The sequence below is a fragment of the Halovenus marina genome (assembly GCF_051414115.1).
Lineage (GTDB): Archaea > Halobacteriota > Halobacteria > Halobacteriales > Haloarculaceae > Halovenus > Halovenus marina.
In genome coordinates this window covers 33,327-52,881 of sequence record NZ_JBLKNZ010000001.1, presented here as the reverse complement: position 1 = coordinate 52,881, position 19,555 = coordinate 33,327, and the positions used below count along the sequence as shown (strand labels likewise).

The window sequence follows — 19,555 nt, the reverse complement described above, 5'->3', positions numbered from 1 at the left end:
TCACGGACTCTCCGTGGGTTACAGCTACCCACGGTGTTCGACTGGATTGGCCGTGAACTGTTCGGTGTTGCGAATCCGGCCGAACCGACTCCGGTGCTCGATGGTGAGGATCGGTTCGCCGTCTTCCCGGTCGACGGTTCCCCAGATAAATCCGGGTTTGACGGCGAGAAACCGGTGTTCTGATCGGCGGTCGCCCGGCGTCCACCCACCTTCGCGTCCGCGGGCCAGTGCGCCGGAGCCAAACTCCCAGAGGCCGGTTTCGGCGTCGACCGAGACGTACTGCCAGTGCCGGTCGCCGCCGACGACGACCACGTTACGGCTGGACAGGAACTCCCGGAGGATCTGGCTTTCGTAGCTGAACCCCTCGTTCGCGTAGTTGTCGTTTTTCCCGGGCTTGTCCGGGCCGACGAAAATCGAGGGAGCGATGACGACGCGGAAGGCGGCGTCTGACTCGTCTATCGTCTCCTTCAGCCAGCGGATCTGTTCGTTTCCGAGGATGGTCTTGCCGGGGCCGTCCGGGATGGTGTTCGGACTCCGGAACTCGCGCATTTCGAGCAGCCAGATCTGCAGGTCCTGGCCCCACCGAACCGTCTTGTACGGCGAGTCGCCGATCGGATTCTGTTCGTTGAAGATGGCCACGCCGTCGTCGAAGGACAGATTCCCGTAGCTCTGTCCCGGCCAGCAGTCGTTCGAGGTGATGTCGTGGTCGTCCTTGAGGAGATAACACGACGCACTCCGGTGAAACTCCCGCAGCAGGTCAAGCGAGTAGAGGCGGTGCCAGTGCGTTCGTGCCGTGGCGATCGTCCGACCGCGCAGACTCCCCTGGTCGTAGTAGACCATATCGCCGGTGTGAACGAAAAAGGACGGGTCCATCTCGGTGAGGGTCTTGTACGTCTCGAATCCGGGCTCCTGTGTGTCCTGAAAGCGCCACGCCTGACAGGAGACGACGGCGAAGTTGACCGGATCGGCCATCGTCTCGTCCGGGGCGGTCCTGAACCGGCCGTCGAGTTCGAGTTCCCCGTCTGCTTCGTCCGGTTCCGCCCGGATCGCGACGCGATAGTTCGTGGCCGGTTCGAGATCAGTCAGTCGAAAGTGGACCGTTCCGTCGTTGCTCGACTCGGCGCGCTGTTCCAGCTGGCGCTGCTCGGTCGGGTCCTCCTCCGGCCAGAATCCGAGCTGGACCGTCCCGTCCGTCGGCGGAAACCAGATCCGGCGGTTCCACCACGGCGTGTCGGTGTCACGGCTGAGTCGCGTCCACACGATTGCAGAGGTGTCTGTCACATCCCCAATCTTCAATCCGTTGTTGAACCCGTAGGTCGCCTCGGTTTCGTCGTCGACGAGTGCCGCGGTACAGCCCGCAAGCGTACTGGCCCCCGCAACGGCGGTCAGCAGTTGACGCCGCTGTAGCGAACCGCTCCGCGCCTGACCGTCCTCGTCCATACGCTATCCACGAGCCGGGTGAATAAAAGCTGATTCCCGGACCGCCGCCTGTCGGAGCGTCTGCGGGAGACATGCACAACCGAACGCTTATTGTCGCCATCGCCGCACTCAGAGAGGCATGACTGCACTCTGGACGTTTCCGTGGACGGTGCTCGACGAGGGGCCAGAGACAGCGATGGCTGCGCTGCGCGGGCGCGGAGTCGACCGGCTGAACGTCGCTGCGCACTACCACTCGGTGCAGGCACTCCAGCCCCGTACTCCTGATTCGCTGTTCGACCAGTTCCCCGCCGGGGCGTACTTCGAACCCGACCCAGAGCGGTTCGCAGAGACGCCGATCGAACCGCTCCAGAACGAGCTATCGGTCGACGACCCACTGGCGACTATCGTCGGCGCTGGCGCGGAGACGAGGATGGCGATTTCGGGCTGGCTGATCCTCTTTCACAACTCCCGACTCGGGCACGAGTATCCCCAGTTCCAGCTCGAAGACTGCTTCGGTGAGGGGCACGAACACGCGTTCTGTCCCTCTCATCCCGAGGTCAAGCGATACTTCGCTGCGGCCGCGGGCGCGCTCGCCGACCGGGGTGTCGACGAGATTCAACTGGAGTCGTACGGCTTCCAGAACGTCTTGCACAGCCACGACACGCAGTTCGGCCACGGGATGGAGCACGCTCTCACGAGTCAGGCCGAACGAGTCTTGCTCTCGCAGTGTTTCTGTGACGCCTGCCGAGAGCGTGCGAACGAACACGAGGTGGAGATAGACCGCGCTCAGGCAGTCTGTCGGTCTGTGATCGAAGACTCGTTCGACCAGCCACACTCGAATCCGCCGCCGCTCGCGACGCTCGTGCAGGAGCAACCGGTACTCGACGACCTGTTTCGGTTTCGGGCGGCCGTCGTCACCGACCTCGTTGCGGCTATCGACGCGGCGACGCCCGACACGCCGCTCAACGGCTACGTGCCCGCCGTCGACGGGGAGGGGTTTCGCGGCGGCTGGCACGGCGGCGTCCGTCTCGATCAACTCGACGACTCCCTCGACCGCGTGACCGCTTATTGTTACGTGGACGACCCCGTCGAGGCGCGCGAGCGGATCCGCACGCTCGCGCGGCGAACCGACCTCCCTATCGACGCTGGCGTCACGCTCTCGCCGTCGGTCATCGAGCGCGAGTCACAACTGGAGGCTATCGTCGACGCGATCAGACAGACGACCGACGGGCGCGTCAACATCTACAACTACTCGCTTGCAACTGAGGCGCAACTGGACTGGATCGAAGGTGTCGCGTCAGAAGGGTAGCGGTACTGTCAACAGGTCTGACGGTCCCGTGCCAGTCAGGGGGAGTTTTTATGCTGGGTGTCAGAATGGGGAGTACGATGGGTTGGTCGGTGTCGGCGGTTGCGTTCGTCATCTTCGGCAGCGCAGTCGTGGCTGTGATGATCGGACTGGCGGCGCTCCGAAAGCGACCGGATCCGATGGCGTGGCCCCTCGCGCTGCTGACGTTCGCCGCCGCCGCGTGGGCGCTCCCGCACGCGATCAGTCTCGGTTATACGAACGTCGAGCAGGTCGCCTTCTGGCACCGCATACGATACCCGGGGACGGTGTTCGCGCCGGTGTTCTACCTCGTTATCGCGCTCAAGTATGCGGGATACGGTCGGTGGCTCTCCCGGCGAGTGTACGCGGGGCTCGCCGTCATCCCAGTCGTCACTATCGTAGTCGTGTGGACGAATCCGTATCACGGGCTGTTCTGGGAGTCGCTTGCGGTCACCAGCGCGTCCGGTGCGACAGCGTTCACGCCGGACGTCGGCCCGTGGTACTGGGTCAATCTGGGCTATCTGTATCTACTCACGGTGAGCAGTCTGGGAATACTCGCAGGCGAAGTCGTCCGATCCAGCCGTGTGTACCGAAAACAGACCGCCGTGATGTTTCTGGGTGGGTTCGTTCCGCTGGTCACGAACGTCGCAGTGAACGTCGACCTCGGACCGAGTCTCGCCATCGACCTGACGACGACGACACTGACGATTTCGGGGTTTGCCTTCGCGCTCGCGCTGTTCTATCTGGATCTGCTCGACGTCCAGCCAGTCGCACGGAACCGACTGTTCGAGGAACTCGAAGACGGCGTCGTCGTTATCGGACCAAACGGGTTGATCAGAGACTTCAACTCGACGGCGGCACAGATCATCGAGGGAATCGCTATCGAACAGCCCGCCACAGAGCTGTTCCCGGCACATATCACGCCGGACGGCGGGGAGTTTGTCACCGAGAGAGACGGGGCCGAACGAATCTTTCGGACGCGCTCGACGTCGCTGACCGACGAGCACGACCAGGAAATCGGTCGCATCGTCTACCTGAACGAAGTGACCGAACTCGTCAAGCGCGAGCAACGGATCAGCGTTCTCAATCGGGTGCTCCGGCACAACATCCGCAACGAGTTGAACGTCGTCACCGGACGACTGGAGTTGCTCCAAGAGAACGCAGGCGATGACGAACGGCGCGAAAACGCCACAATCGCTCTGGAGAAGACGCGCCGAGTCACCGAGTTTGCCGAGAAAGCACGTCACGTCGAACGCACATTACAGGCAAGCGAGACGACGATAGCCACCTCAGCGACGGACGTCGTCGAACACGTTGTCGAGAGCGCTCGCGAAACGCATCCGGGCGCTGTCATCGAGTACAGACGATCGGTCGAAGACGACACAGCAGCGACAGCCAGCGTCGTCGACGAGCGGTTGTTCGAGATGGCGCTGACGGAACTCATCGAGAATGCGGTCGTTCACAACGACCGGACGCCACCCCGCGTGATCGTTCGTATCACGCCCAGCGGGGACCACCTCCAGATCGAGGTTGCCGACAACGGTCCCGGGATCGACGAGTCGGAAACGGAGGTGCTCGGCGACCGCACGGAGACCCATCTCAAACACGGGAGCGGACTCGGGCTGTGGCTGGTCCACTGGACGGCGTCGCTGTCCGGCGGCGAACTCCTGTTTGCAGACAACGATCCCCGTGGGAGCGCTGTGACGCTCTCGCTCCCACGTGTCGAGCAGAGCTAGAAGAGCGATGAGAGCACCCGCGATTCGGCCTTCCGAAGGTGCTCTGCCGCCGTGCTCGGCGCGCAGTCGAGTGCCGACGCGATGTCGTCGACGTCGGCGGTTCGTGGCCGGTCGTAGTAGCCGCGTTCCACGGCCGCACTGACCGCCTCGCGTTGCCGTTCAGTGAGGCGAGTCTCGACGGCGACCGCAGTCGATTCCAGCCCGCTGACTGCCTCGATAGTCACGTCGATCAGATCGGGGACGCTGTCGAGTGACGCCTGCAGTTCTTCTTCGGGGCCGAACAGCGAGAACGCCACCGTTCCGTCCTCGCGGTATCGGATCGGTGGGATGACGATGATGCCACCGCTCGTGATCGGTCTGAACAGGTCACCGAGCGCCTCGGTGGTGTCGTCTCTGACGTAGGCGTAAAATGAATCGTCGCCAGCAGGCGCGATGTCGTAGTCGATGACCTCCGGGATCTCCTCGGCCGCCGTCGCGAGCGCCTCGGCGTCACCGACGGCGTAGTGAAGAATGCCGAGTGCGTCGCCAGTGAAGTTCCACTGCAGCGCGCTCGCGCGCTCGATGAACGGCGCGTTTGCCCAGATGTCGTACATCGGGTGGATACCGGCCTCGGAGCCACCAGCAGTGATAGTGACTCTGACGTGTTTCATGTCCGAACGAACCGGACTGAGAGCCTTAAATGTCCGAACCGACCGGTGTCGATCGACGCGAGCGGGTACTTAAACCTCCAAGACGGATCCGGCAGTAGAGATTCCTTCCGAGCGTTCGTACCACGACACATGAAGGTCTGGATCGCAGGCGCGACCGGCGTGCTCGGGCATCGACTCGTCGACCGATTCACGGACCGCGGCCATCAGGTGGTCGGACTGGCACGGGACAGCGACGGAGCAGAGCGGATCGAATGCCACGGTGGCACCGCCCGTCGCGGGGACGTGCTCGACGCCGACAGCCTCGAAGCCGCGATTGACGACGACGTCGACGTGCTAATCCACGCGGCGACGGCGATTCCGGACTCGACGAAGCCGAGCGACGAGGAGTGGGAACGAAACGACCGCATCCGACTGGAAGGAATGAAGAACCTCCTCGACGGGGCCCCGGACGGCGTTCGACAGGTGCTGTTTCCGAGCGTCGTCTGGCTCGCTCGACAGCCCGACGGGTCGACGTTCGACGAGACGGCAGAGCGCCATCCCGACAGAGCCACGGAGTCGGCCGCCCGCGTCGAGGACCTGCTTCGAGAGCGCGCCACAGCGGCGGGCTTCGACGTGTCGATTCTCCGATGTGGCTTCTTCTACGCACCGGACACGCGGGACACACGCGAGTGGGGACGGCGATTGGTCGACGGGGACCTGCCCATCGTCGGGGGTGGGATCCTCGGGCGACAGGACGCCGAACTCTCCTTCGTTCACGCCGACGACGCGGCGGCGGCGTTCGTCGCGGCCGTCGAGTCCGACGCGAGCGGCGTGTACCACGTCGTCGGCGACGAACCCGTGACCGGTGCCGAGTTCTTCAAATCGTTCGCGGACCTGCTCGACGAGCCGGAGCCGAGTCGGATCCCCGCGTGGCTGGCCCGGTTTTTCGTGGGGAGTGTCGCCGCCAGATTACTAACCAGTCCGATGCCGACGACAAACGAGAAAGCAAAGCGCGAACTCGACTGGGACCCGGCGTATCCGACCTATCGGGAGGGACTCAAACAGGTCGTCGAGACATGGGAGTCCGACGGCACGCTCGCCGAATTTCGAGGGGAAACCGTAGCCGATTCCGCTGCCCCAGGCCGGGCGGAGACGGCGTGATCAGCCAGCCACTATCCCACACAGTCATCGCCGCGGCTCGTCGTGACCCCACTCGCTGTCAGCCCCCCACTCGTCGTCGGAGTCATCAGTACCGTCCGGTCGTGCGCCCGGACGGCCCCCGCGCTCTCTGGCCATCTGTTCGGCCTCGGAACGATTCACGACCGTCGGATCGGTTATCTCCTGCTCGGTGAACCAGTATAGAAGGAGCGGAACCAACAGTGCGACGGCGACAAACAGGACGAACAACCCACTCATGCTCTGGCGGTAGGTCACGAAAACATAAAGTATTTTTTCGCGTCATGACTGCCATCAGATATGAGCCACGCTGACGAGGGTCTCGATCACGACGAACACGGCTGTCCGAAGTGCGGACACGAGGAAACAGAAGTCGACGAAATCGCGATGACTGGGTCGGGCCTCTCGAAGTACTTCGACGTTCAGAACCGGAGTTTCACGGTTATCTCCTGCACCTACTGTGGATACTCCGAACTCTACAAGGGCCAGTCCTCCGGGAACGCGATCGATATCTTCCTGGGCTGAGTTCAGAATCCGACATGACCACGCGCCGAAAGAAGCCAAACCACAAAAAAGTATATAAAGGGCTTCAATAAACAGCCCTAGTTTTCAAGTTGTTGGGTGTGGAGATACATCTGTAAGGTGACAACCATGGCAACAACTGACAGGCAGGAGACCGTGCAGGCGACACTTCTCGGGAGAGACGTCTCGTATCAGGTGTCCGGAGTGTGGCTGTCGTACTGGCTCGTAATCATGCGGGTGACCGTCGGCTGGTGGCTGCTCCATGCTGGACTCGACAAGTTCAGCACGTGGCCGTTCGACGCGGCCTGGTTCATCGGCAGTTCGGCAGGAACCAGCCTCGGCCCCGTCGTGACGCTGTTCGACAGCGGCATCGCGCTGGACTTCGTGAACATCGCAATCCCGCTGGGACAGACCCTGATCGGGCTCGGCCTGATTCTGGGGTGTCTCACGCGACTGGCCTCCTTCTTCGGGGCCTTCCTCATGATGTTTTTCTACTTCATCAACGGGGAGACCGGCGGCTGGTCGCACGGGCTCATCACCGGTGACCTGCTCGGACTGCTCATCTTCGCCATGATCGCAACGCTCGGCGCGGGCCGCGTGCTGGGCATCGACGCGTACCTGGCGAAGACAGCATTCTTCCAGAACCATCCGCGGTTACAGTACTTCATCGGCTAAGGAGGTGACAAGACATGACAGAACTATCAACGGTTGACAAAATCGCACTGTACGTCGGCGGCGGACTGGTCATCATCGGGACCTTCGTGATCGGTCTTCTCGAGATGGCCGTCGGAAGCGGCCATCCCGTCACCGGCGACGGACAGATCGTCCACGAGGCGCTCATCGACATCCAGATCAGGTCGTACATCATCATCGCTGGCCTGGTGATCTGGGGGCTGTACGTCATCTACAAGGTGGCTGCTGGGCCACCCCGGACGCCGTCGGCCTCGTGAACAGTCCGACCGCCCCCTGCCGAGAGTAGGCAGGTGAACTGACAGCATCCTCTCGTCTCTCCCGTGGGGTGAGCGGGGCTTTTCTCTGCGTTTCGGACAGCGTGTCGCCGACTCGGACGAACGTGCCACTACGTTTATTCGTCGAGCGAGAACAGTGTGAACATGGAACAAGAACAACCGGCGAACAGTCTCGTCGCCACAGTCGATGCCGGAGCGGTAGCTCTCGGCCTGCTCGATAACACGTACAGCCCGACACTCGTTGAGTTTTACGGCGAACTCGGTCTCGATTTCGTCTGGATCGACCTCGAACACGGCGGACCGGATCCGTGGGATGGCGGCACGATTGAGGACCTGCTTCGCGCCGCCGAGCGGACAGGTGTGGAACCGCTGATTCGCCTCCCCGGTACCGATCCGACGCTCGTTCGGAAGGCGCTGGATCTGGGCGCCAGATCCGTCTTCCTCCCGCGCGTCGAAACCGCGACGGAGGTTCGCGAGGCGGTTCGCTCCGCCCGGTTTCGCTACGAAGACGGCCCGGGTGACCGCGGACTCGCAGCGCCGCGAGCGAGACGCTGGGGACTCGCAGACGACTACGTCGCACGCGAGGACGAACAGACGCTCGTCGGCGCGACCATCGAAACGGAAGCGGCCGTCGAGAACATCGACGACATTCTGGCCGTTCCGGAACTTGGCTTCGTGTTCATCGGACCGCTTGATCTCTCTGTGGCGCTGGGCCATCCGAACGAGCGCGACCATCCCGACGTACAAGCGGCCGTCGAGACAGTTCGCTCGCGCGCCGTGGCGGCCGACGTTCCCGTCGGTGGCCTCGGGTTCGGGATGGAGGACGTAAACGAGAAGGCGGCGAACGGCTACCAGATTCTGCACATCGGAAGCACGACCGGAGCGCTACAGCAGACCGTCACCGGATTGCTCGACGCGTTCGAGGGAAACCGAGCCAGCGAGTCATAACGGCAGCGCAGCTGGGGGAGGAGGTCGTCGACAGTAGCGCTTCTGGACAGTCGACAGTCCACCGCAACAGTTATATTAGTATCTCCTAATATTAGCACGAGCTAAAATGAGTGGAGAACGAGCAGTCAGCGACCGAACCGACGAGACGGCGTGTTGTTCCCCGGTTAGTCATCCGCGTTCAGAAGCGGAACTGGCCGCCGACGTCGGGGTGCTCACCACGCTCGGGAGCGAGACGCGCTACGAGGCGCTGCGGTTCATCGCCGCGTCCGACGACGGCGTCTGCGTGTGTGAACTGGAACCAGAGCTCGGTGTAAGTCAGGGCGCAGTCAGTCAGGCGCTCTCGCGACTGTTCGGGAGTGGACTGGTCGACAGGCGGAAGGAGGGACGCTGGCGCTACTACACCGCGACAGAGCGCGCCGAAGAGCTTCTCGACGTCCTCGACGAGACACGCACGCTCGATGGCGACTGAACACACCGACATGTCCAGTCCTCCGCCCGATCCGCGAACGCGTCGAATCAAGCCGACACCCACACAGAGCGTCCGAGGAAGCTACGTGATGGCCGCGACGCTGGTCAGCGCGCTGGTGCTCGTGAGCCATCCGCTCGTCGGCATCGCAATTCTGGGAGTCGTCACCGGTCTGGGTCTCGGCGTGCGCGCGCTGGTCCGGTTGCGCCGGTGTCTCCGAACCTGTGGCGGATTCACACTTGATCTCGGCGCAGTGCAGGTGTGTGTCAGCCACTCCGAGTGTCCCCCAGCAAATACACAGTGTGCATGACAGAGCGAACGACAGCCCGGTCGATATCCATCGAACGGGCACAGGGCCGTCTCGACAGTGTCGAGACGGTGCTCGAAGCGAACGGACTCCCGACAGCGGATATCGGCACGTCGCCCGTGGAGTTTTTCCTCGCAGTCGACGGCGAGAAGCCAGTCGGCGTCGGCGGCATCGAGAGACACGGGCCGGACGGACTGCTTCGGTCGCTTGCCGTCAGGGAGTCACACCGTGAACAGGGCTATGGGACACGGCTGTGTTCGGTGCTGGAGACCCACGCGCGAACGAACGGGGTCGAGACGCTGTATCTGCTGACGACGACCGCAGCGGCGTTTTTCCGCCGTCGTGAGTACGAGGAGGTGAGTCGGCAGGACGTACCACCGCAGATCCGGCAGACTCGGGAGTTCTCGGATCTGTGTCCGGCCGCGGCGACGTGTCTGAAGCGGTCGCTGAGAACCCCGTAGAGTTACGGATTTGTGCCCCGACGACGCCACATGAGCAAGATAAATCGAAGCGATCTGGAGTGGACACCGATTTCGGAGGAGAGCGACCTCGAACGGAAGAAACTGGGAGCGGCCGCAGGAAGCGAACAGATCGGTTGCAGTCTGTATCGGCTTCCGGACGGGGGCAAGTCGTGGCCCTACCACTACCACACCGGCAACGAGGAGGCGCTGTTCGTCCTCGACGGGACTGGGATGCTCCGTCTCGACGGGGAGTCGGTGTCGCTCTCGGCGGGCGATTACGTGGCGCTTCCGGCCGACGAGCGCGGCGCACACCGCGTGGTGAACGACTCGCCCGGCGAACTGCAGTATCTGGTGGTGTCGACGATGAACGAACCCGACGTGACAGTCTATCCCGACTCTGAGAAGGTCGGCGTCTTCGCTGGCGCACCGCCGGGCGGCGAGGGCGAGCGGAGCGTCCACGGCTACTACCGAACCGAAGACGCCGTCGGATACTGGGATGGGGAGACTGACAAGTAAGTCACAAACCGACAGCGCGTGGACAAGTACCGTTAACCGGGTAGAGAGCAAACCAGTAACCGAACGCACATGTCCGAGTTCGATCTCACGACACCGGAACTGACGCCAGACGACGTGCTCACACTCGACGACCCCTACTTCACCCCCGACACCGTCGCTATCGTGACCGGTGCGGCCTCCGGCATCGGGCGCGCAACCGCGATTGCGCTGGCGGTCAACGGTCTCACTGTCGTCGGTGCCGACATCGACGAAGAGGGGCTTGCCGACACCGCCGCGACGATCTCCGAGTTCGACGTCGAGGGGCGATTCGAGAGTGTTCCGACTGACCTGACCGACGACGGCGACGTGGAGGCGGTCGTCGAGGCAGCAAGCGAGGAGGGAACGATTCGGTTCGTCGCGAACATCGCGGGGATGCAACACATCGCCTCCATCCCCGAGTTCCCGATGGAGAAGTACGACCTGTTGACCGACGTGATGCTCCGGTCGCCGTTCAAGATGGCCCAGGCCGCGATGCCGCACATTCGCGAGACCGACGACGGGGTCGGCGCAATCGCCAACATGTCCTCAGTACACGGCCACTACGCCACCAAGGACAAGCCAGCGTACATCACCGCCAAGCACGGTATCACCGGTCTCACGCGAGCAATCGCCGCAGAGGGAGAGGGGACACTCAGAGGATTCTCTGTGAGTGTGGGCTACGTGTTGACGCCGCTGATGGTCAATCAGATCGAAGACACCGCACAGGAACGCGGGATCACCGAACAGGAAGTCGTCGAGGACGTGATGCTCGGGCAGGCCCGCACCAAGGAGATGATGACACCGGCGGAAGTCGCCAATCTCTTTGTCTTTGGCTTCTCCACGCACGCCAGCCACCTCAACGGCGGGGATCTGCTGTTCGACGGCGGCTACACCACCACATATGAGTGATTCGGCAGGAGCGGCGGACGACGGCGGGCCAGTGACGACTGAGACGGGAGAGTCGCCGACCCGCGTCGCCATCGCCTGTCAGGGTGGCGGCAGCCACACCGCCTTTACGTGTGGCGTGCTCCGGACACTGCTCGCGAACTGGGACGAGCAGTACGAACTCGTCGGGATCAGCGGCTCCTCGGGCGGGGCGTTCAACGCGCTCGCGGCCTGGTACGGGCTGGTGACCGGCGACGCCGAGAAGGCACGAACCATCCTCGACAACCTCTGGGACGACCTGGCGGCCAGGGAGATGAGCGACAGGTGGCTCAACCGCTGGGTGACGACGGTGGCACGACTCGAGAGTTCGGGCTTTCCGGTGCCGATGGTCAGCCCGTACCAGATCCCCGGCCCCGAACTCGGAAAGGAGCGGATCCGGACGGTGCTCGAACGGCACATCGACTTCGACTCGATCCCGGGGCTGTGCGGACAGTCCAGCCCGGAACTGGTCGTCGGGACGGTCAACGTCAACGCTGGCGAGTTCGAGACGTTCACCAACGAGGACGTGAGCGTCGAGGCGGTGCTGGCGTCGGCGGCCGTGCCGCGACTGTTCGAGGCCGTCGAAATCCACGACCACCTCCACTGGGACGGCCTGTTCTCACAGAACCCGCCCGTTCACGACCTGATGCATCAGCCGCCAGCCCGCAAGCCCGAACAGCTCTGGATCGTCCAGATCAACCCACAGGAGTACGAGGGCGAACCCGCGACGACCGAGGAGATCGCCGACCGCCGGAACGAACTCGCTGGCAACATCTCGCTGAATCAGGAACTGAGCTTCATCAGGCAGATCAATCGGTGGATCGACGAGGGGACGCTTCCGCCGGACAACTTCGTCAGGGCCGACATCCGCCGGATCCAGATGGGCCAGCAGTTCCCCTCCGCGACGAAAGTCGACCGCGACCCGGAGTTTCTGCAGGAACTCCGGGAGTTGGGACGCGAGCGCGCACAGGAGTTTCTGGAGGGGGACTGAAAGACGGCCTCGGCCCGTTGACGGGATCGACAGCAGGACGATTGCGTGACGATTCGGGTGAACGCCAGTGGTTTCCCCCGAGACGTTCAATCTAGTGTACACGTGTTCTCATGAGGTGACGTTCCACCAAGGACATTGTAGAGTAACTAATGACCACAACCACACAATCTATCTCGACCGAGACGGTGCTCAAGCTGCTGGCCGATCCACAGCGACGGAAGATCCTTCAGGCAGTCGGCGCGTCGAACACTCCGATGTCGGTAGAACAGCTCGTCGAGTCAGCGACGGAGGTGTCAGGTGCGTCGACGCAGGATGCGAGTCGCGAACAGCGGGCAACTGCAGTTCGGCACAATCATTTACCGAAGCTACAGGACGCGGACGTCATCGAATATGATCGACACAGGCAGAGGCTCCAGCGAGGGGAACAGTTCGAGGCGACCACCTCACTGCTCGCTGTGATCAGTGAACATCGAGACGACGTGTCGTTCTATCGCACCGACGCATGCTGAGTGGGTTCATCGAGCGGATGAAGACCGTCACCAGAAATCGACAGAACGGTGATTCCGCCAGTGCTGTGGGTTCCGACGAGCGAACGCCGTCAGCGGATCTGTATCGCTGTGAGGACTGCGACAGAACGTACGTTACTGAGACGATGGAGAACTGCTCGCAATGCGACGGTGCAGTCACGGAGGTTCCGACCGCGGCAGACCTCGGGATGGGGGCTGACGACGGCCGGGAAACAGAGCGTTGACGCGACCGGCGGAGACACGCCCGGCGACCGGGACGTGTCTACGACCCGGGGACGACTACCTCGATGGCACCGCTCTGGTCGACGACGACGGTGACGCCGTCGTAGACGAACGTGATCTCAAGCGGAAAGTCTGTCTCACCTGTGATCAGGGAGTCGAGAGCGTCGGCGTTGATCGTCCGGTGTAACTGGGACAGCTCCGTCGGCTCGCGGTCGGTGGCGATGGCAACCGCCTCGACGACTGCCATGCTCGGTGATGTCGTCCCGTCCCAGCGGTGCCGAATCACGGTCTCGTCCGATTCGGTCGGCGGCGGATCTGTGTCTCCGTCGTCCTTGTCGTGGCTCATGGCGAGTCCCACCAGTCGATGGCGGAGGAGAGTAGCGAAGGCGGCCGCTGAACAACGATTCCCATATGCTATTGCGTGCGTCACGGGAATATAAAGTTGTTGTGAGTATCAGGGTAACAGGCGACTCAGTCGCGTGTGCCGTCCAGTTGCCAGGTGAACAGCATCTTCAGGACGACCACGAGGCTATTGGCTTCACCCATGCCCCAGATAGCGGTTTCGTCGCGCAGGCTGTCACCGTCACCGGGGACGGTGACACTCACGAGTGTCTTCTGCTGGTCGACCATCAGCAGTCGCCCGGCGGGGGTGTCAGACCAGTCCCAGATCGATTCGAACAGCTGTGCGTCCGGAAGCTGGTGCTGGATGCGCTGTTCGGCTGAGTTAGACATCTCTGCGAGCCGGATGGACACGCCGCGGTTGCTCGCCACCGAAAGACGCTCGATTGTCTCCTCGGTGAGCAGGTCCTCGATTGTCATGTAGACGACCTCCTCCTCGGCCGAGTTAACGAAATCGACGACGCGCTCAGTGACGGTGTCGCGTCCGGTGACGGTCCAGACGCCACGCTGCTCCGTGGAGCGTTCAGACGCTGCGAGCGTGTCGAGCGCGTCCGCAAGGGCGTTCACACGATAGGTGTACTCCTGCTCGAAGTGTCGAGCGGTCGTTTCGGTCGAAATCGCCCAGAATCGCTTGGGTGAGGACTCCTGAACGTCGACGAGACCGTGGCTCTGTAGCTCGTCGACGGCGTCGTAGACGCGCGTCCGGGGGACGTCGGCGGTGTCGCTGACGTCCTGAGCCGTCCCCTCCCCGAGGCTGACGAGCGCGACGAACGTCCGGGCGGCGTAGGTACTGAGACCGAGTGCCTTGAGCTGTGTGACGGCCGTAAAGCGCGCCTTATCGGATGAATCGCGTGACATCGCTGTTCACCACATGTATGAAAACCACCGTGTGGTGGTTCCGAACGTGTGGCGGCAGAGAGGTTGGGACCAGTTCTGCGACCACACGCCACGATGTACTTTGTTCGAGCCCCATATAGGTGTACTGTGATTAAGTGAGTTAATGCACCGAGACACGGAAGCCATAGCCACCCACGTACCCAGTGATTGTGTGATTATACGAGATACAAGACAGATCGGCAGTGCAACATACTAAACCCCCACAGGGGCAAATGGACGGTAGCGACCGAGGTTGGGACCAATGGACGATGTTTCAAATCAAGAACGGGCGATCGAACTGCTCCAGCAGCTGGGGCTCAAAGAGTACGAGGCGAAGTCGTTCGTAGCGCTCGCGCGCCGCGAGCACGGAACAGCCAAGGATATCAGCGAAACGTCAGAGGTGCCCCGGACGCGCGTCTACGACGCCGTTCGCGTTCTGGAATCGAAGGGGCTCGTCGAGACGCAACATTCCAAACCGCAGGTGTTTCGCGCCGTCTCGATCGACGAGGCGGTCAACACACTCCAGACGGAGTACGTAGAGCGCGCTGAGTTGCTCCGACGCGCACTGAGCGGTTCTCGAACCGACTGACGAGGAGAGTTCGACAGACGTCACCCACGAGGTGTGGACGCTCTCGGGCGCGCAGGGCATCACGAGTCGGACACAGCAGCTGATCGAGGGAGCGACAGAGGAGGTGGTACTGGTCGTCGGCCACGAGAGCGTGTTCACAGACCAGTTGACCGACCAGTTACAGGAAGCACAAGACCGCGGGGTGAGCGTTCTCATCGGAACGGTCGACGAACAACTCCGCACAGAGATTCAGACGACGCTGCCAGACGTGGAGGTGTACGTCTCCGGACTGGACTGGTTGAGTCAGTCACCGTTGCCGGACGACGCCACGGAGATCAGTCGGCTACTGTTGACCGACCGCGAGGCGATTCTGGTGAGTTCGTTCACCGAGGACGAGGGCGGAGAACAGGGCGTGTTCGGTCGCGGATTCGACAACGGTCTCGTCGCGATCGTTCGGCGGCTGATGGCGACCGGGCTTCTGTTCGCGGACGACGTATCCGCGTGAGCACAGAGGGAGTGGATCCGAATTCGTAAGTTTCGCCGCCGAGGAGAAGGGAATATGGCAGAGTTTGTGACGTTTGGGGAAACGATGCTCCGGTACGGCCCACCGGAGGGAAAACGGATCGAGAACGCGGACCACTTCAACGTCCACATCGGGGGAGCCGAGAGCAACGTTGCGGTCGCAGCGTCGCGGTTGGGCCACGACGCAACCTGGCTCTCGAAGCTGGTGGATTCGCCGCTGGGTCGCCGGATCACGCGGACGCTTCGCACACAGGGAGTCACACCCGATGTGGTCTGGACTGACGAGGGACGACAGGGCACATATTACGTCGAGCCAGGTGGCAAACCTCGCGGAACGAACGTGGTGTACGACCGGGCGAACGCAGCGATCACGACAGCCCGACCCGAGGAGTTGGCGACTGACCGGATCGAGACAGCAGATGTGTTCCACACGACAGGAATCACGCCTGCGCTCTCTGAAACGCTGGCCGAGACGACCGAGGCACTGCTCTCGCGTGCCGAAGCGGCGGGAACGACGACGATTTTCGACGTGAACTACCGCTCGAAGCTCTGGGACCCCGCGGAGGCAGGCGAGACACTCGATGGGCTGCTCGACTCTGTCGACCTGCTCTTTGTCGCAGAGCGGGACGCTGCGTCACTGTTCGACCAGTCGGGAGCAGCCGGAACAGTCGGAGAGTGGTTCCGCGAAACCTACGACATCGACACCGTCGTCGTGACCCGGGGCGAACAGGGAGCGATTGCCGTCGCCGACGAACAGTACGAACAGCCCATCTTCGAGAGCGAGACCGTCGATCCCGTCGGGTCCGGAGACGCGTTCGCCGGGGGCTTTCTCGCCTCGTGGATCGACGGCAACCCCGTGGCGGAGGCACTCAGGTACGGCGCGGCTACCGCCGCGCTCAAACGCACGATCGACGGTGACCTTGCACTGATCGACCCGGAGGAGGTCGAGCGAGTCGTTGCCGACACGGGAAGCGGCCTCTCGCGGTGACGTTCTCCCCGCGCTGAGACGCGAGCACTGTTCCGCGCTGATCGAGCTTCCACGCTCTAGTAGTTGTTATCGAACCGGTCACACGGATTTTTGGGAAAGGGGACGGACGGAAATATGCTGGACTGGTCTTGTTGGAATACCCAATAGAGGACATGTTTCAACAGTCCTGCTGAATACACAGCGCGAATTTCGCACGTCGATTTATTCGGGTAAAATACATGTTGCAATAGTTATCTAAAGGGAGCTATGGTGAGAGACAGGCGAACGCGGCGGGCTATCCTGAGATGCCCCGCAGGCGGAACGCTCGCCGGTCTGACCGACGGTGTCGTTGGCTGGAAACTGACGCCGTCGGTATCAGGCCGCTGTTCGAACACGGCCGGCAGTCTCACCCGAGAATATCCGGCCGCTCGAACGTCTCGTCGTAGCCGACCGCAGACACTGTTCGCGTCGGCCAGTCGCCCGCGGTGAGCACCTCGTAGCCGTCAGCGGTCACGAGATAGGTGTCCTCACTTTTCGCCCCCTGAACCGTCGGCGACCACGCGTAGGCCATCGGGAGATGCACTGGCTCTGTCGACTCGGGGGTAGCGATCCACTCCCGGCCCGCGTATCCCGCGGCCCCGCCCTGATGGTGCTCGCGCCACTCCTCGGGCCAGCCCACGGCGTCGAACGTCTCCTGCACGTGTGCGAAGACATCGCCTGCCGTCCCGCCGCGCTGGCCGATATCACGCGTCGCCGCGAGCGCACTCGCCTCGACCCGAGTCGCTGCAGCGTGACGGTCAGACAGCCACTCCGGTGGATCGAAAGCAACCGTGCGGGTACACGAGGCAAAGAGGCCATCGCGCTCGGCGGTGACGATCACGACCGCGTAGCCGCCGAGTGACTCATCGGTCAGCGTCGGGTGCCGATACAGCGGCGCGCGGCGCTCGCTCCCGACCAGCGTGACCGGCGAGTCGATCCCCGCTTCCGCGAGTCGAGCGCGAAGCCGAGCGCCGACCTCCCGTTCGGTATCCCCGGGGGTCGCGCTCCGGCAGGTCGCTTCGAGCGCCGCCGCAACCTCGCCGCCGAGTTCGCGGTAGCGCTCGACGTCGGCGTCGGTCAGCGGTTGCCGAAGTGCGGAGCTATCGATAGCCGCAAACCCGGGCACGTCGAAGTCGGCCGCGGCTGGTTTCGGGCTCCGGTCGCGCAGTTCTGCGGCGAGCGAACTCGCGTGCCACTCGAACGTCTCGACGGGGACCCCCTCGGGCAACTCCTCGTCTCGCAGGCGCTGTGCCTCGATGTCGTTTGTGAGAACTCGAACCCGGTCGCCGTCGTACCCCGCCGCGGCGACACCGATATCCCCGGCCCGGTCGACCACGTTGTTCCCCCCGGTCAGCCACGCGAACCCGTTCGGGCGGGCGAACCACACCGTGGAGAGCGACTCCGCCGCGAGCAGGTCGTCGAGTCGCTCCAGCCGCCCGTCAGGAATCTCGTCCAGTCGAGTCATCGATACCACCTCTTCCAGATGGCTGAGTTAAAAAGTGCCGGAACAAGACGGATGTCGCGACTGCACGCGAGAACGGCCAGTTACCGGACGGTCGTGACGGGGACGGGGGAGTGATGCACCACCTTTTTCGCGATGTTGCCGACGAACAGCCGGTCTGCGAGTGAGCCACTGTGACTGCCAAGTACGACCGTGTCGAACTGGTCGGCGCGGTTGAGTATCTGTCGTGCCGGTTTGCCGAAGGCGACGGCGGTGTCGACCTCCCGGTCGTACTCGGCCGCGATATCCTGTGCGGTGTCGAAAATCGCCTCTGCGTGTCGCTCACCCGCTGCCTGCATGTCGTCCTCGATGGCGATTCCAGCCAGGTCTCCGAACATCGGCGAGGGGCCGCCGACGGCGTGGAGTACCGTCACCGAGGCGTCCGGATACGCGTCGAGCGCGAACCGGAGCGCTCGCTCGGCCATCTCCGAGTCGTCCATCGGAACGAGTACTGTCGAGATCATTCGACGAGGAGATCAGCGTCGTCGGCCGATTCGCCTTCGTCCCGTTCGTCCCACTCGAGTTCGAGTTCGACGCTCAACTCGTGTGGCCCGCCTGTCGGCCCCTCCCGCTCAGCTTTCACCTCGAACGTCGGGCGCGCGGGCGGATCCATCGTGACCGACTCCGACCCCTGCGTGAATGTGAGCGAGTCGCCGCTCTCCAGGTTGTCGGCGACGGTGCGCAAGACGGAGGCAATCTCCGCCCGGTCTTGGGTCTGTTCTGATTTGAAGAGAACTTCTTCTGGCATACTAGTAGGGAGGTGCCGTGGGATAATAAGGCTCACCGACGTTCCGTGTCAGGAAAGATCTGTTGAGAGATCCTTCGAACGGACGCGACATTAGATAAGATGCTCTACATAATTGAGCAAATTGATGAATTTATCAACTTCAGGTGATACCATCTATCATATGATAAACCGCCGGGATATACTTCGGCAAATTGGAACCGTATCAGTAGCGGGTGGCTTAGCTGGATGCGCTGGTGACAGTTCGAGTACACCCGGCCGGGTCGACGACTGTACGATCTCGAATAGTCTCGGCGACGTATCCTCGGTCCAAGTCAGTGTTGATGGGGAGCAACCAGAGGCAGCGGCAGTGCTTGACTTGCGATGGAACGCCCGGGCGCAACCGTCGATGAAAGAGTCGCCTGACGCGCCGATTGGCTACGAATCTGAATCTGATGAGAAATACATCGTATTCAGACTCAAAGTGACGAACACAGCTGATGAAGTCGTCACAGTAGACCGATTCAATTTTAAGATGCACTACCAGACTCCGAACGTCGTCGACACAATCGGTTCAACGATTACCGGGATGGAAGATATTGATGTATCTGTTCGGCCAGACGGCGCGGCCAGTGGCATTCTCCCTTTCACCGTGCCGAATACGACGACAACGGCGACGTTACAAACGGCTACGGCAAACTTCCCCGATCGAGTTCCAGTTGCGTTCGATCCTTCGTGTAATGACTCGCTCAGGATAACGACCCCGCTACTATAACTCCGTAAGACGACAACCAGGTTTCAGCCA

Annotated in this window: 27 protein-coding genes; 19 read left to right on the top strand and 8 right to left on the bottom strand. The window is 62.5% G+C overall.

Annotated features, from left to right (window positions below; all coding sequences use genetic code 11):
• Positions 1-24: 24 nt before the first annotated feature.
• Complete coding sequence (locus ACMGFL_RS00315; RefSeq protein WP_436933533.1) at positions 25-1,440, bottom strand: alkaline phosphatase D family protein; 1,416 nt, start codon at positions 1,438-1,440, stop codon at positions 25-27.
• A gap of 118 nt (positions 1,441-1,558) precedes the next feature.
• On the opposite strand from ACMGFL_RS00315, the gene ACMGFL_RS00310 reads away from it, so the two are divergent.
• On the top strand, positions 1,559-2,728 hold the full coding sequence (locus tag ACMGFL_RS00310; protein ID WP_436933532.1) for a hypothetical protein: 1,170 nt from the start codon (positions 1,559-1,561) through the stop codon (positions 2,726-2,728).
• Positions 2,729-2,805: 77 nt separating this feature from the next.
• Positions 2,806-4,479 (top strand): sensor histidine kinase, encoded by a 1,674-nt coding sequence (locus ACMGFL_RS00305; RefSeq protein WP_436933531.1) that lies wholly within the window; start codon positions 2,806-2,808, stop codon positions 4,477-4,479.
• On the opposite strand, the gene ACMGFL_RS00300 is transcribed toward ACMGFL_RS00305, so the two are convergent.
• Positions 4,476-5,129 (bottom strand): helix-turn-helix domain-containing protein, encoded by a 654-nt coding sequence (locus ACMGFL_RS00300; protein WP_436933530.1) that lies wholly within the window; start codon positions 5,127-5,129, stop codon positions 4,476-4,478. The genes ACMGFL_RS00305 and ACMGFL_RS00300 overlap by 4 nt on opposite strands.
• A 129-nt stretch (positions 5,130-5,258) precedes the next feature.
• Between ACMGFL_RS00300 and ACMGFL_RS00295 the strand changes: the two genes are divergently transcribed.
• Positions 5,259-6,269, top strand: coding sequence for an NAD-dependent epimerase/dehydratase family protein (locus ACMGFL_RS00295; protein WP_436933529.1), 1,011 nt, complete (start codon positions 5,259-5,261; stop codon positions 6,267-6,269).
• Between the two features lie 24 nt (positions 6,270-6,293).
• Here the strand turns inward: ACMGFL_RS00295 and ACMGFL_RS00290 are convergent, their stop codons facing one another.
• On the bottom strand, positions 6,294-6,524 hold the full coding sequence (locus ACMGFL_RS00290; protein ID WP_436933528.1) for a DUF8143 family protein: 231 nt from the start codon (positions 6,522-6,524) through the stop codon (positions 6,294-6,296).
• Positions 6,525-6,584: 60 nt separating this feature from the next.
• Between ACMGFL_RS00290 and ACMGFL_RS00285 the strand changes: the two genes are divergently transcribed.
• The 12 genes from ACMGFL_RS00285 (at position 6,585) to ACMGFL_RS00230 (ending at position 13,156) form a co-directional block, all read left to right on the top strand.
• The gene (locus ACMGFL_RS00285; RefSeq protein WP_436933527.1) at positions 6,585-6,809 is read left to right on the top strand and encodes a zinc ribbon domain-containing protein; all 225 of its coding nucleotides are present in this window, start codon (positions 6,585-6,587) and stop codon (positions 6,807-6,809) included.
• Between the two features lie 126 nt (positions 6,810-6,935).
• On the top strand, positions 6,936-7,481 hold the full coding sequence (locus tag ACMGFL_RS00280) for a DoxX family protein (RefSeq protein ID WP_436933526.1): 546 nt from the start codon (positions 6,936-6,938) through the stop codon (positions 7,479-7,481).
• A gap of 14 nt (positions 7,482-7,495) precedes the next feature.
• Entirely contained in the window at positions 7,496-7,756 is a 261-nt protein-coding gene (locus tag ACMGFL_RS00275; RefSeq protein ID WP_436933525.1) for a hypothetical protein, read from the top strand.
• Positions 7,757-7,918: 162 nt separating this feature from the next.
• Positions 7,919-8,722 carry an HpcH/HpaI aldolase family protein gene (locus ACMGFL_RS00270; protein WP_436933524.1) on the top strand — a complete coding sequence of 268 codons (804 nt, stop codon included), beginning with the start codon at positions 7,919-7,921 and terminating at the stop codon, positions 8,720-8,722.
• A gap of 106 nt (positions 8,723-8,828) precedes the next feature.
• Positions 8,829-9,191, top strand: coding sequence for an ArsR/SmtB family transcription factor (locus ACMGFL_RS00265; RefSeq protein ID WP_436933523.1), 363 nt, complete (start codon positions 8,829-8,831; stop codon positions 9,189-9,191).
• Positions 9,181-9,498 carry a hypothetical protein gene (locus ACMGFL_RS00260; protein WP_436933522.1) on the top strand — a complete coding sequence of 106 codons (318 nt, stop codon included), beginning with the start codon at positions 9,181-9,183 and terminating at the stop codon, positions 9,496-9,498. Before ACMGFL_RS00265 ends, ACMGFL_RS00260 begins: the two co-directional genes overlap by 11 nt.
• Positions 9,495-9,956: an arsenic resistance N-acetyltransferase ArsN2 gene (arsN2, locus tag ACMGFL_RS00255; protein ID WP_436933521.1), complete on the top strand. Its 462-nt coding sequence runs from the start codon at positions 9,495-9,497 to the stop codon at positions 9,954-9,956. The genes ACMGFL_RS00260 and arsN2 overlap by 4 nt, the downstream gene beginning before the upstream one ends.
• A 30-nt stretch (positions 9,957-9,986) precedes the next feature.
• A complete protein-coding gene (locus ACMGFL_RS00250; RefSeq protein WP_436933520.1) occupies positions 9,987-10,472 on the top strand; it encodes a cupin domain-containing protein in 486 nt (161 codons plus the stop codon).
• 69 nt (positions 10,473-10,541) lie between these two features.
• Positions 10,542-11,399 carry an SDR family oxidoreductase gene (locus ACMGFL_RS00245; protein WP_436933519.1) on the top strand — a complete coding sequence of 286 codons (858 nt, stop codon included), beginning with the start codon at positions 10,542-10,544 and terminating at the stop codon, positions 11,397-11,399.
• Entirely contained in the window at positions 11,392-12,405 is a 1,014-nt protein-coding gene (locus ACMGFL_RS00240; RefSeq protein ID WP_436933518.1) for a patatin-like phospholipase family protein, read from the top strand. Before ACMGFL_RS00245 ends, ACMGFL_RS00240 begins: the two co-directional genes overlap by 8 nt.
• Before the next feature lie 149 nt (positions 12,406-12,554).
• Entirely contained in the window at positions 12,555-12,914 is a 360-nt protein-coding gene (locus tag ACMGFL_RS00235; RefSeq protein WP_436933517.1) for an ArsR/SmtB family transcription factor, read from the top strand.
• Positions 12,908-13,156 carry a hypothetical protein gene (locus ACMGFL_RS00230; protein ID WP_436933516.1) on the top strand — a complete coding sequence of 83 codons (249 nt, stop codon included), beginning with the start codon at positions 12,908-12,910 and terminating at the stop codon, positions 13,154-13,156. The genes ACMGFL_RS00235 and ACMGFL_RS00230 overlap by 7 nt, the downstream gene beginning before the upstream one ends.
• A 38-nt stretch (positions 13,157-13,194) precedes the next feature.
• Here ACMGFL_RS00230 and ACMGFL_RS00225 read toward each other — a convergent pair whose 3' ends face one another.
• Both ACMGFL_RS00225 and ACMGFL_RS00220 read right to left on the bottom strand, forming a co-directional pair.
• A complete protein-coding gene (locus ACMGFL_RS00225) occupies positions 13,195-13,500 on the bottom strand; it encodes a HalOD1 output domain-containing protein (RefSeq protein ID WP_436933515.1) in 306 nt (101 codons plus the stop codon).
• A 125-nt stretch (positions 13,501-13,625) separates the two neighbouring features.
• Positions 13,626-14,411, bottom strand: coding sequence for a TrmB family transcriptional regulator (locus tag ACMGFL_RS00220; RefSeq protein ID WP_436933514.1), 786 nt, complete (start codon positions 14,409-14,411; stop codon positions 13,626-13,628).
• 280 nt (positions 14,412-14,691) lie between these two features.
• On the opposite strand from ACMGFL_RS00220, the gene ACMGFL_RS00215 reads away from it, so the two are divergent.
• Genes ACMGFL_RS00215 through kdgK1 form a run of 3 tightly spaced genes read left to right on the top strand, consistent with a single transcriptional unit; the run spans position 14,692 to position 16,507 of the window.
• Positions 14,692-15,018: a TrmB family transcriptional regulator gene (locus tag ACMGFL_RS00215; protein WP_436933513.1), complete on the top strand. Its 327-nt coding sequence runs from the start codon at positions 14,692-14,694 to the stop codon at positions 15,016-15,018.
• A gap of 31 nt (positions 15,019-15,049) precedes the next feature.
• Positions 15,050-15,502 (top strand): TrmB family transcriptional regulator sugar-binding domain-containing protein, encoded by a 453-nt coding sequence (locus ACMGFL_RS00210; protein WP_436933512.1) that lies wholly within the window; start codon positions 15,050-15,052, stop codon positions 15,500-15,502.
• Between the two features lie 54 nt (positions 15,503-15,556).
• The gene (kdgK1, locus tag ACMGFL_RS00205; protein ID WP_436933511.1) at positions 15,557-16,507 is read left to right on the top strand and encodes a bifunctional 2-dehydro-3-deoxygluconokinase/2-dehydro-3-deoxygalactonokinase; all 951 of its coding nucleotides are present in this window, start codon (positions 15,557-15,559) and stop codon (positions 16,505-16,507) included.
• A 385-nt stretch (positions 16,508-16,892) separates the two neighbouring features.
• Here the strand turns inward: kdgK1 and ACMGFL_RS00200 are convergent, their stop codons facing one another.
• The 3 genes from ACMGFL_RS00200 to ACMGFL_RS00190 all read right to left on the bottom strand — a co-directional run bounded on the left by ACMGFL_RS00200 (position 16,893) and on the right by ACMGFL_RS00190 (position 18,774).
• The gene (locus ACMGFL_RS00200) at positions 16,893-17,990 is read right to left on the bottom strand and encodes a M24 family metallopeptidase (protein WP_436933510.1); all 1,098 of its coding nucleotides are present in this window, start codon (positions 17,988-17,990) and stop codon (positions 16,893-16,895) included.
• Positions 17,991-18,070: 80 nt separating this feature from the next.
• A complete protein-coding gene (locus tag ACMGFL_RS00195) occupies positions 18,071-18,490 on the bottom strand; it encodes a universal stress protein (protein WP_436933509.1) in 420 nt (139 codons plus the stop codon).
• Entirely contained in the window at positions 18,487-18,774 is a 288-nt protein-coding gene (locus ACMGFL_RS00190) for an amphi-Trp domain-containing protein (RefSeq protein ID WP_436933508.1), read from the bottom strand. Before ACMGFL_RS00190 ends, ACMGFL_RS00195 begins: the two co-directional genes overlap by 4 nt.
• 124 nt (positions 18,775-18,898) lie before the next feature.
• Here ACMGFL_RS00190 and ACMGFL_RS00185 point away from each other — a divergent pair, with 124 nt between their 5' ends.
• Complete coding sequence (locus ACMGFL_RS00185; protein ID WP_436933507.1) at positions 18,899-19,525, top strand: DUF4352 domain-containing protein; 627 nt, start codon at positions 18,899-18,901, stop codon at positions 19,523-19,525.
• Positions 19,526-19,555 lie beyond the last annotated feature (30 nt).

Coding starts and splice junctions, on each gene's coding strand:
- ACMGFL_RS00315 (WP_436933533.1), bottom strand. CDS start 1,440: ATGGACGAGGACGGTCAGGCGCGGAGCGGTTCGCTACAGCGGCGTCAA.
- ACMGFL_RS00310 (WP_436933532.1), top strand. CDS start 1,559: ATGACTGCACTCTGGACGTTTCCGTGGACGGTGCTCGACGAGGGGCCA.
- ACMGFL_RS00305 (WP_436933531.1), top strand. CDS start 2,806: ATGGGTTGGTCGGTGTCGGCGGTTGCGTTCGTCATCTTCGGCAGCGCA.
- ACMGFL_RS00300 (WP_436933530.1), bottom strand. CDS start 5,129: ATGAAACACGTCAGAGTCACTATCACTGCTGGTGGCTCCGAGGCCGGT.
- ACMGFL_RS00295 (WP_436933529.1), top strand. CDS start 5,259: ATGAAGGTCTGGATCGCAGGCGCGACCGGCGTGCTCGGGCATCGACTC.
- ACMGFL_RS00290 (WP_436933528.1), bottom strand. CDS start 6,524: ATGAGTGGGTTGTTCGTCCTGTTTGTCGCCGTCGCACTGTTGGTTCCG.
- ACMGFL_RS00285 (WP_436933527.1), top strand. CDS start 6,585: ATGAGCCACGCTGACGAGGGTCTCGATCACGACGAACACGGCTGTCCG.
- ACMGFL_RS00280 (WP_436933526.1), top strand. CDS start 6,936: ATGGCAACAACTGACAGGCAGGAGACCGTGCAGGCGACACTTCTCGGG.
- ACMGFL_RS00275 (WP_436933525.1), top strand. CDS start 7,496: ATGACAGAACTATCAACGGTTGACAAAATCGCACTGTACGTCGGCGGC.
- ACMGFL_RS00270 (WP_436933524.1), top strand. CDS start 7,919: ATGGAACAAGAACAACCGGCGAACAGTCTCGTCGCCACAGTCGATGCC.
- ACMGFL_RS00265 (WP_436933523.1), top strand. CDS start 8,829: ATGAGTGGAGAACGAGCAGTCAGCGACCGAACCGACGAGACGGCGTGT.
- ACMGFL_RS00260 (WP_436933522.1), top strand. CDS start 9,181: ATGGCGACTGAACACACCGACATGTCCAGTCCTCCGCCCGATCCGCGA.
- arsN2 (WP_436933521.1), top strand. CDS start 9,495: ATGACAGAGCGAACGACAGCCCGGTCGATATCCATCGAACGGGCACAG.
- ACMGFL_RS00250 (WP_436933520.1), top strand. CDS start 9,987: ATGAGCAAGATAAATCGAAGCGATCTGGAGTGGACACCGATTTCGGAG.
- ACMGFL_RS00245 (WP_436933519.1), top strand. CDS start 10,542: ATGTCCGAGTTCGATCTCACGACACCGGAACTGACGCCAGACGACGTG.
- ACMGFL_RS00240 (WP_436933518.1), top strand. CDS start 11,392: ATGAGTGATTCGGCAGGAGCGGCGGACGACGGCGGGCCAGTGACGACT.
- ACMGFL_RS00235 (WP_436933517.1), top strand. CDS start 12,555: ATGACCACAACCACACAATCTATCTCGACCGAGACGGTGCTCAAGCTG.
- ACMGFL_RS00230 (WP_436933516.1), top strand. CDS start 12,908: ATGCTGAGTGGGTTCATCGAGCGGATGAAGACCGTCACCAGAAATCGA.
- ACMGFL_RS00225 (WP_436933515.1), bottom strand. CDS start 13,500: ATGAGCCACGACAAGGACGACGGAGACACAGATCCGCCGCCGACCGAA.
- ACMGFL_RS00220 (WP_436933514.1), bottom strand. CDS start 14,411: ATGTCACGCGATTCATCCGATAAGGCGCGCTTTACGGCCGTCACACAG.
- ACMGFL_RS00215 (WP_436933513.1), top strand. CDS start 14,692: ATGGACGATGTTTCAAATCAAGAACGGGCGATCGAACTGCTCCAGCAG.
- kdgK1 (WP_436933511.1), top strand. CDS start 15,557: ATGGCAGAGTTTGTGACGTTTGGGGAAACGATGCTCCGGTACGGCCCA.
- ACMGFL_RS00200 (WP_436933510.1), bottom strand. CDS start 17,990: ATGACTCGACTGGACGAGATTCCTGACGGGCGGCTGGAGCGACTCGAC.
- ACMGFL_RS00195 (WP_436933509.1), bottom strand. CDS start 18,490: ATGATCTCGACAGTACTCGTTCCGATGGACGACTCGGAGATGGCCGAG.
- ACMGFL_RS00190 (WP_436933508.1), bottom strand. CDS start 18,774: ATGCCAGAAGAAGTTCTCTTCAAATCAGAACAGACCCAAGACCGGGCG.
- ACMGFL_RS00185 (WP_436933507.1), top strand. CDS start 18,899: ATGAATTTATCAACTTCAGGTGATACCATCTATCATATGATAAACCGC.